Raw genomic sequence first — 489 nt, forward strand, 5'->3', positions numbered from 1 at the left:
CTGCGACGCCTTGGCGGACGAGCCCTGCATCAGCTGGATATAGTCTATGACCATCAGGTCAAGCCCGCGCTGACGCTTGAGGCGGCGGGCGCGCGCCGCAAGCTGGGCGATCGAGATACCGCCCGTCTGGTCGATATAGAGCGGCCGCTTGTGGTTCTCCTGCGTGTAGGCAACGAGCTTGCCGAAATCGGCCTCCGTCAGATCGCCGCGCCGGATTTTCGACGATGGGATCTCGGTCTGCTCGGAGATGATGCGGGTGGCCAGCTGCTCCGACGACATTTCGAGCGAGAAGAAACCGACGACGCCGCCATTGGCCGCTTTGACGGAGCCGTCGGCCTGCTGGGCAGGCTCATAGGCGGCGGCGATGTTGTAGGCGATGTTGGTGGCCAGCGACGTCTTGCCCATGCCTGGGCGGCCGGCGATGATGATCAAATCCGAAGGCTGCAGGCCACCCATGCGATGGCCACCTGTCCGGCATTGCCACCGGCC

The 489-nt window shown here is 64.6% G+C and carries 1 protein-coding gene; it reads right to left on the bottom strand.

Features of this window, described 5'->3' with window-relative positions:
• A partial coding sequence (locus EN885_RS33130) for a DnaB-like helicase C-terminal domain-containing protein (RefSeq protein WP_164897982.1) occupies positions 1–489 on the bottom strand: 489 nt, incomplete at both ends.

Origin of the sequence: Mesorhizobium sp. M6A.T.Cr.TU.014.01.1.1 (assembly GCF_004022765.1) — a bacterium.
GTDB classification, from domain to species: Bacteria; Pseudomonadota; Alphaproteobacteria; order Rhizobiales; family Rhizobiaceae; genus Mesorhizobium; species Mesorhizobium mediterraneum.